2 protein-coding genes and 1 pseudogene are annotated in these 1,728 nt (G+C 72.4%); all 3 read left to right on the top strand.

Going from position 1 to position 1,728, the window contains the following annotated elements; all coding sequences use genetic code 11:
* Positions 1-650, top strand: a pseudogene (locus tag DBR34_RS23640) (helix-turn-helix domain-containing protein); the annotation flags it as partial.
* A gap of 45 nt (positions 651-695) precedes the next feature.
* Entirely contained in the window at positions 696-1,370 is a 675-nt protein-coding gene (locus DBR34_RS16915) for a PQQ-binding-like beta-propeller repeat protein (protein WP_128097655.1), read from the top strand.
* Positions 1,371-1,430: 60 nt separating this feature from the next.
* On the top strand, positions 1,431-1,728 hold a 298-nt coding region (locus DBR34_RS23645; RefSeq protein WP_308812561.1), incomplete at its 3' end, for a sigma factor.

Here is a 1,728-nt window from a genome sequence, read left to right on the forward strand (position 1 = left end):
CACGTGCCGCATTGGACCGGCCGGCAGCCCGCAGCCTCCAGGCCGGCGTAGAGCGCAGCCTGTGCCTGGACGACATCCCGGACCTGCTCGCGTCCGGCGCGCTGGTGGTGGATGCGTGCCGGCGCGGCGTACGCACCGGCACGCAGTGGCAGTGTCTGGCACGCCGTCCGGTGTTGTTCGCCCTGCTGCGCGCGCTGGGCGAGGCATGGCCGGGTGGGGTCGACCGCGATGCACTGATCGCACGCGTGTTCGGTATCGCCCGGCCCGACGACTCGCTACGCGTGCGGCTGCGGGTGGAGCTGGGCCGGCTGCGCGCGCTGATCGCGGCGCAGGCGCGGATTGACGCCACCCCGCAGGGGTTCCGGATCCAGCCCTGCCAGGCGCAGACGGTCACGGTGCTGGTGCCCCCGATCGACGGCGAGCAGGGCGCGTTGGTCGCCCTGCTTGCCGACGGTGCCGCCTGGTCCACCTCGTCGCTGGCGCTGGCGGTGGGCGCCAGCCAGCGCAGCGTGCAGCGTGCGCTGGCCGAACTGCAGGCCGCAGGGCAGGTGCACAGCCGCGGGCGTGGCCGTGCGCAGCGCTGGCAGTCGGTACCGCTGGCCGGTTTCACGACGATCTTGTTACTCCCTGCCGCGCTGCCGATTGGCTAGTGTCGCTGGCAGGCACCGCCTTCCCGGGGCCAGGAGACAGCAACGATGAACACGGACACCTTGGGTACCCCGTCGGCCGCGCCCGTACAGGCAGCCGAGCTGGTGCGCGAATACGGCCCGTTCGCCGGCTCGGACTGCGTCAACGGCGTCAGCTTCGACGGGCACCATGTATGGGCGGCCACCGGCGCGGCGCTGGTGGCGTTCGACCCGGCCAGCGGCGAGGAGGTGCGCACCCTGGCGCTGCCCTGCGATGCCGGTACCGCCTTCGACGGCACCCACCTGTACCAGATCGCCGGCGCGCGCATCGACCGGATCGACCCGCGCAGCGGCCAGGTGCTGTCCTCGATCCCCGCGCCCGGCGGCGGCACCGACTCGGGCATGGCCTGGGCCGAAGGCAGCCTGTGGGTGGGGCAGTACCGGCAGCGCCGCATCCACCAGGTCGACCCGGCCACCGGCAGCATCCTGCGCACGATCGAGTCGGACCGCTTCGTGACCGGCGTGACCTGGGTGGACGGCGAGCTCTGGCATGGCACCGACGAGGCGGGACAGAGCGACATCCGCCGCATCGACCCGGCCAGCGGCGCGGTGCAGCACCGCCTGCAGATGCCGGACGGGCGCAGTGTCAGCGGCCTGGAGTCCGACGGCGCCGGGCTGTTCTACTGCGGCGCCGGCCACGGCAGGGTCTGCGCGGTGAAGCGTCCGGTGCCCGCACAAACGTGACTCATTCGCATTTGCGGGGTAGCATGGCGCGCCTTCTGCCCCGGCCCCCGCGTCTGTCGCATGACCACCAACGCCTCCGCCCTCACCGAGATGCTGATCCGCGAACGCTCCGCGCTGCTGCGCCTGGTGCAGCGCATCCTGGGCAACGATGGCGGTGCCGAGGACGTGATCCAGGCGATCTGGTTCAAGGCGCGCGGGGTGGACAGCGGCCAGGCCATCGACAACCCGCGGGCCTATCTGTATCGGCTGGCCACCAACCTGGCCACCGACCACGGGCGTGAGCGCACCCGCCGCGCGCGCCTGCTCGCCGAGCATTACCTGTGGGGACCGGACGAAGTGCTGTCGACCGAAGAACAGG

The organism is Stenotrophomonas sp. HMWF003, assembly GCF_003061285.1.
Taxonomy (GTDB): domain Bacteria; phylum Pseudomonadota; class Gammaproteobacteria; order Xanthomonadales; family Xanthomonadaceae; genus Stenotrophomonas; species Stenotrophomonas maltophilia_AP.

Excerpts from the sequence above, each read along its gene's own strand:
- DBR34_RS16915 (WP_128097655.1), top strand. The coding sequence starts at position 696 with ATGAACACGGACACCTTGGGTACCCCGTCGGCCGCGCCCGTACAGGCA.